The sequence below is a fragment of the Mesorhizobium ventifaucium genome, assembly GCF_935822925.1.
Taxonomy (GTDB): domain Bacteria; phylum Pseudomonadota; class Alphaproteobacteria; order Rhizobiales; family Rhizobiaceae; genus Mesorhizobium; species Mesorhizobium ventifaucium.
On sequence record NZ_CAKXZS010000078.1, the window covers coordinates 172,056 to 178,055 of the forward strand.

The following is a 6,000-nucleotide window of genomic DNA, read 5'->3' on the forward strand; positions in this document are numbered from 1 at the left end:
ATGCTTTCCAGACTGTCGATCCGCGATATCGTTCTGATCGAGAAGCTGGACATCGATTTCGCGTCCGGTCTTTCGGTGCTGACCGGCGAAACCGGCGCTGGAAAATCCATCCTGCTCGACGCGCTGTCGCTGGCGCTTGGTGCCCGCGGTGACGCCTCGCTGGTGCGGCATGGTGCGGCACAGGGCCAGGTCATCGCCGTGTTCGACGTGCCGCGCAACCATCCTGCCCGCATGCTGCTTGCCGACAACGCCATCGAGGACGATGGCGACATCATCCTGCGCCGCGTGCAGACGGCGGATGGCCGTACCCGCGTCTTCGTCAACGACCAGCCTTCCAGCGTGACACTGATGCGCGACGTCGGTCGCGCGCTGGTCGAGATCCACGGCCAGCATGACGAGCGTGCCCTGGTCGATCCCGGTGCCCACCGCGAATTGCTCGACAGTTTTGGCGGTCATCTCGGCGCTGTGCGGGCGACCGGCGAGGCATGGCGGTACTGGCGGGCATGCGAGCAGGAGCTTTCGCGCCACCGCGCCAAGGTGGAAGCGGCGGCCCGTGAGGCCGACTATCTGCGCGCCGCGGTCGCCGAATTGACGAAGCTCGACCCCGAGCCCGGCGAGGAAGCCGACCTTGCCGAGTTGCGCGCCTCGATGATGCGGGCGGAAAAGATCGCCTCGGATATCCATGACGCACAAGATGTGCTCTCGGGCCCGTCTTCGCCCTTGCCGCAACTCGCCAGCCTGTTGCGGCGGCTGCAGCGCAAGGTGAGCGAGGCGCCCGGCCTGCTCGACGACGTGGTCAAATCGCTCGATGAGGCGATGCTGTCGCTCGACGCAGCGCAATCGGGCGTGGAAGCGGCACTTCGCGCCACCGAATACGATCCGCGGCGGCTGGAACAGGCCGAGGAGCGGCTGTTTTCGCTGCGCGCCGCCTCACGCAAGCACAGTGTGGCGGTCGACGATCTGGCGCAATTGCGTGATACGATGGCCGCCGATCTCGCCGATCTCGACGCCGGCGAGGAGCGCCTGCACGGGCTGCAGAAGCAAGCCGCCGCGGCGCGCGAGACCTATGACATTGCCGCAGCACAGCTTTCGTCGCTTCGCCATGCGGCGGCGGTCGGATTGACCAAAGCGGTGATGGCCGAACTGCCGGCGCTGAAGCTCGAACGGGCAGCCTTCATCGTCGAGTTGGCAAGCGAGGCCGAGAGCCGCATGGAAGACGGCATCGATCAGGTCGAGTTCTGGGTGCGGACCAATCCGGGCACAAGGCCAGGCCCGATGATGAAAGTCGCCTCCGGTGGCGAACTTTCGCGGTTCCTGCTGGCGCTGAAGGTGGCGCTGGCCGACCGCGGCTCGGCGCCGACCTTGGTCTTCGATGAAATCGACACCGGCGTTGGCGGCGCGGTGGCGGATGCCATCGGCCAAAGGCTGGCGAGGCTGTCGAAGCGCGTGCAGGTGCTTTCGGTCACGCACGCGCCGCAAGTGGCGGCACGCGCGGCAACGCATTTCCTGATCTCCAAATCCGGCAGCGCCGATCGCGTCGCCACCGGCATCGCCGAGATGGACCGGGCGGCGCGCCAGGAAGAGATCGCGCGGATGCTTGCCGGGGCGACCATCACCGACGAGGCGCGCGCGGCGGCCGAGCGGCTGCTTCGCGAAAACACCGCAGCCTAAAGCGCATCGCATTTGAACGGATTCATGCGACGCGCTTTAGGTTCTTGTTTCATGCTCGGCATTGTGGATCGAGTCAGGATGTGGCTCCATCCTGCTGTTCAGGAATGATTTTCTAACGACTCGGCTCCCTCGCGGTGAAATCCTGATCTATTGTGTCGCGCCACCGTGAAGGAAGCCGTGCATGTCCGAAAAGTCAGTCGATTCACTCAGCGAAAGTGAAGCAGCCAGCGAGCTGAAGCGATTGGCTGAGGAAATCGCCGCTCACGACCAGCGTTACCACGCCGAGGACGCGCCGACGATTTCGGACGCAGCCTACGACGCGCTGCGGCGGCGCAATCTTGCCATCGAGCAGCGGTTTCCCGCCCTTGTGCGTGAGGATTCGCCGTCTCGCAAAGTCGGCGCGGCGGTGTCGGAAAAATTTCGCAAGATCGTCCATGCCATTCCGATGCTGTCACTCGACAACGCTTTTGCCGAAGCGGACGTGATCGATTTCGTCGGCCGCATCCGCCGCTTTCTCAGGCTCGGCGCCGACGCGCCGCTGGCCATGACGGCCGAGCCGAAGATCGACGGCCTGTCGCTGTCACTGCGCTACGAGGCCGGACGGCTGGTGACGGCAGCAACGCGTGGCAACGGCCAGGTTGGCGAGGATGTGACGGCCAACGCCCGCACCATCGCCGAGATTCCCAACGTGCTCTCAGGCGATTTTCCCGAAATTTTGGAAGTGCGTGGCGAGGTCTATATGCGCCTCACCGACTTTGCCGAGCTCAATCGCCGCAATGCCGAGGCCGGGAAGCAGATTTTTGCCAATCCGCGCAATTCGGCGGCAGGCTCGTTGCGCCAGCTCGACACCTCGATCACCGCCAGCCGGCCGCTGCGGTTTTTTGCCTATACCTGGGGCGAGGTGAGCGCCATGCCCGCCGACACGCAGATGGGCATGGTGGCGGCGTTCGAGCGCTTTGGCTTCAGGGCCAATCCGCTGATGAAGCTGTTCGACAGTGTCGAAGGACTGCTTGAACACTACCGGCTGATCGAATCCAACCGGGCGACGCTCGGCTACGACATCGACGGTGTGGTCTACAAGGTGAACAGCCTCGAGCTGCAGCAGCGGCTGGGCTTCGTCTCGCGTTCGCCGCGCTGGGCGATCGCGCACAAATTCCCGGCCGAGAAGGCGACGACGATCCTGACCGGCATCGACATCCAGGTCGGCCGCACCGGCGCGCTGACACCGGTGGCGCGACTGGTGCCGGTGACGGTCGGCGGCGTCGTGGTGACCAACGCGACGCTGCACAACGCCGAGGAGATCGAGCGGCTTGGTGTGATGATCGGCGACACGGTTCACATCCAGCGCGCTGGCGACGTCATTCCTCAGATCCTTGGCGTCGATCTCGAAAAGCGCCCGGCCGACGCAAAGCCGTTCGAGTTTCCGACCGTCTGTCCTTGCGACCTGCATACGGCGGTGGTGCGCGAGGAGACGGCGGGCGGTGTCGAAGGCGTCGTCCGGCGTTGCAGTGGCGAATTCGCCTGTCCCTATCAGCGCATCGAGCATTTGCGCCACTTTGTTTCGCGGCGCGCCTTCGACATAGAGGGGCTTGGCGAAAAGCAGATCGAACTGTTCTTCAACGACCCGGACCTGCCGGTGAAGAGCCCGGCCGACATCTTTTCGATCGCCCGGCGGGATGCGGCGAACCTGAAGAAGCTAAGGGACAAGGACGGCTTCGGTGAAACGTCAGCGGCAAAACTGTTCGCGGCGATCGAGGACCGGAGAAAGATCCCGCTCGATCGCATGATCTATGGCCTTGGCATCCGCCACGTCGGCGAGCGAACCGCCATCACCTTCGCCCGCGCCTACGGATCCTGGAAAGCGTTCCACGATGCCGCCCTGGCCATCGCCAATGGCGATCTGCAGACGCGCGAGGAGATGGATGCGCTGGACGACATCGGCGATGCCGTGATCGATTCCGTCGCGCGTTACTTCGGCGAGGAGCACAATCGAGCGCTGGTCGAGAAACTGGCGGCCGAAGTCGAAGTTATCGACGCCGAGCGGCCGGTGTCGGACTCGCCGGTCTCCGGCAAGACGGTGGTCTTCACCGGCGCGTTGGAAAGGATGTCGCGCGACGAGGCCAAGGCGATGGCCGAAAAGCTCGGCGCCAAGGTCGCCGGGTCGGTGTCGAAGAAGACCGATCTCGTCGTTGCCGGACCAGGTGCCGGCTCCAAGCTCAAGCTCGCCACCGAGATCGGCATCGAAGTGATCGACGAGGATGCGTGGTTGGCGCGGATCGGCAAGGCGTGACGGTGGCATTTAGCGGTTTCGGCCAAAAGGCCATTCCCTTCCTCAAGGCACTCGATTTTCACCAGAGCCGGGAGTGGTTCCTGGAAAACCGCGATCTCTTTGAAGGCGAACTACGCGACCCCTTCGGCGATCTGGTCGAAACGCTGTCCGAGCGTTTCGCGGCGGCAGGGCTGGGTTTGCGCGGCGATCGCAAGAAGTCGCTGTTCCGGATCAATCGCGACGTGCGTTTCGCCAGGGACAAGCGGCCCTACAACCGGCATCTGTCGGCAATCCTCTCGCCTGACGGCACCAAGATGGAACAGGGCGTGTTCTTCGTCCATGTCGGGCTTGAGCGCTGCTTTGCCGGCGTTGCCTGGTGGCAGCCCGGGCCGCCGCTCTTGCTGGCGATGCGCAACGCCATCGCGACGCGGCCGGGTGAATTCCGCGCGCTGATTGCAGCGTTGAAGCAAAACGGTCTCGACCTTGATGCGGAAGGCTGCATGAAGCGAGCGCCACGCGGCTTCGAGCATGTCACGGAGGCCGATCTCGCGGCGGCCATCCGCAACCGGCATTTCGCCGTCCGGCACGAAATCGACGCGGCGGGTATCCATGGGCCGGCATTGGTCGACGAGCTTGTCGATTTCGCCTTGCGGGCAAAACCGCTGCTCGACTGGGGCAGGGCGATCGAAGCCAAGGTCCCGGTGGGCTGAGCACCTGGCCGAATGCACACGCCTGAGCCTGCGACGACGGATCATTTCCGCTGATCGTTGGCTCAAGCGAATTGGTGTGACAAGGCTGACGGCCCTCCCTACATACGCTCTTTCCTCCCGCATCGGCCCGAAAATCGGGATCGATTTTCGGATGGCCCGACGCGTGGATTCAAAGTGTTAGAGCGTCCTTTGTTCGTCCAAAAGGACGAGCGGCGCTCTAAGGAGTGGCTGATGTCGGCGGAAGCAATCTCCGAAAACTGCGCAAAAAGCGATTTCTGGCAAGGCGTGCGGCTCAGCTTGCCCGTCGTGGTGGCGGCGGCGCCGTTTGGACTGCTGTTCGGGGCGCTCGCCGTCGACAACGGTTTTTCGGTGCTTGAAGCCTTGCTGATGAGCGCTATGGTTTTCGGCGGCGCCAGCCAGATGGTCGGCATCGAATTGTTCGGGCAGCATGTCGCGCCATGGCTGATCGTGCTGTCGATCTTCGCCGTAAATTTCCGCCATGTGCTTTATTCCGCCGGTATCGGCCGGCGCATCGCGCACTGGCCGCCGGTGCAACAGGCCGTCGGCTATTTCCTGCTCACCGATCCACAGTTCGCAGTGGCTGAGCGCAAGGGGGAGGCTGGCGAGACGGTCGGCTTCGCCTGGTATATGGGGCTTGGCCTGCCGGTCTATGTGTTCTGGGTGACCGAAAGCGCCCTTGGCGCGGTGTTCGGCAGGCTCATTCCTGACACACATGCGCTGGGCATCGATTTCCTGCTGCCGATCTATTTCCTCGGACTGGTCATGGGCTTTCGCAAACGGCCGCTGTGGCTGCCGGTGGTCGTCGCCAGCGCTGCTGCCTCGATCATCGCCTACAAGACGGTGGGCTCGCCCTGGCACGTCTCGATTGGCGCCGTGGCCGGCGTGCTGCTCGCGGTGATCCTGCCGCCGCACCACAGCGGCGTGGAGGCGCGGCCATGAGCACGACCCTGTGGATCATCGTCGCCGGCGCGATCGCGACCTATCTGACCCGCATCGGCGGCCATCTGGTGATCTCGCGCTTCGAAAACATCCATCCGCGCGTCGAGGCCGGGCTGAACGCCGTGCCGGCCGCAGTCCTGACGACGCTGGTGGCGCCGGCAGCACTTGGCGGCGGGCCGGCGGAATGGGCGGCATTGATCGTCGCCGGGCTGGTCTCGCTGCGCGGCGGGCTAATGGCGATGTTCTTGGCCGGCGCCGCCGTGCTGGTGCTGGCCCGGCAGTTCGTCGGGTAACCGGACCGACTGAGTACGGCGCGCGGAAGTTTTTCACCTGAGACGGAACTCGGTCTGGGTTGGGGAATTCGCCAGTCTAGAGCGTCGGACGCTCAGG

Annotated in this window: 5 protein-coding genes; all 5 read left to right on the forward strand. The window is 64.4% G+C overall.

Features of this window, described 5'->3' with window-relative positions; genetic code table 11:
- The 5 genes from recN to NMG70_RS31685 all read left to right on the forward strand — a co-directional run bounded on the left by recN (nt 1) and on the right by NMG70_RS31685 (nt 5,903).
- Entirely contained in the window at nt 1–1,671 is a 1,671-nt protein-coding gene (recN, locus tag NMG70_RS31665) for a DNA repair protein RecN (protein ID WP_254028120.1), read from the forward strand.
- A 181-nt stretch (nt 1,672–1,852) separates the two neighbouring features.
- The gene (ligA, locus tag NMG70_RS31670) at nt 1,853–3,961 is read left to right on the forward strand and encodes an NAD-dependent DNA ligase LigA (protein WP_254028121.1); all 2,109 of its coding nucleotides are present in this window, start codon (nt 1,853–1,855) and stop codon (nt 3,959–3,961) included.
- Nucleotides 3,958–4,650, forward strand: coding sequence for a DUF2461 domain-containing protein (locus NMG70_RS31675; RefSeq protein WP_254028122.1), 693 nt, complete (start codon nt 3,958–3,960; stop codon nt 4,648–4,650). Before ligA ends, NMG70_RS31675 begins: the two co-directional genes overlap by 4 nt.
- Before the next feature lie 231 nt (nt 4,651–4,881).
- On the forward strand, nt 4,882–5,610 hold the full coding sequence (locus NMG70_RS31680; RefSeq protein WP_254028123.1) for an AzlC family ABC transporter permease: 729 nt from the start codon (nt 4,882–4,884) through the stop codon (nt 5,608–5,610).
- A complete protein-coding gene (locus tag NMG70_RS31685) occupies nt 5,607–5,903 on the forward strand; it encodes an AzlD family protein (protein WP_254028124.1) in 297 nt (98 codons plus the stop codon). Before NMG70_RS31680 ends, NMG70_RS31685 begins: the two co-directional genes overlap by 4 nt.
- Nucleotides 5,904–6,000 lie beyond the last annotated feature (97 nt).

What these genes read in the sequence shown, in the direction of transcription:
- recN (WP_254028120.1), top strand. Translation starts at nt 1, where the DNA reads ATGCTTTCCAGACTGTCGATCCGCGATATCGTTCTGATCGAGAAGCTG.
- ligA (WP_254028121.1), top strand. Translation starts at nt 1,853, where the DNA reads ATGTCCGAAAAGTCAGTCGATTCACTCAGCGAAAGTGAAGCAGCCAGC.
- NMG70_RS31680 (WP_254028123.1), top strand. Translation starts at nt 4,882, where the DNA reads ATGTCGGCGGAAGCAATCTCCGAAAACTGCGCAAAAAGCGATTTCTGG.
- NMG70_RS31685 (WP_254028124.1), top strand. Translation starts at nt 5,607, where the DNA reads ATGAGCACGACCCTGTGGATCATCGTCGCCGGCGCGATCGCGACCTAT.